Raw genomic sequence first — 223 nt, 5'->3', positions numbered from 1 at the left:
GGAGCGATGGGCGGGCCTCGGCGACGTTCGGAACTACCGCCAGCATCGAACTGTCGCGGACGAAGCCCTGATCACCTATGAGCCGCCTGTCCCACTGACGCCGGCGCAGGACAAGCGCTTGGAGGAGAGCACCGCCACGTTGCAGGAGTATAGCGTTATCGCGTGGGCCACGAAGTCGCTTCAGGAGAACGTCCTTGCCGACGGTCTGACCTTAGCCGACGCT

1 protein-coding gene is annotated in these 223 nt (G+C 64.1%); it reads left to right on the top strand.

Annotated features, from left to right (window positions below; genetic code table 11):
* Positions 1-223, top strand: a 223-nt coding sequence (locus E4K09_RS28800; protein WP_166802149.1) for a hypothetical protein, incomplete at both ends; no start/stop codon positions are given.

It is taken from the genome of Microvirga pakistanensis, assembly GCF_004458765.1.
In the GTDB taxonomy this organism is placed as follows: Bacteria; Pseudomonadota; Alphaproteobacteria; order Rhizobiales; family Beijerinckiaceae; genus Microvirga; species Microvirga pakistanensis.
Note: the sequence above shows the minus strand (reverse complement) of the source record. Positions and strands in the feature narration are given on the sequence as shown.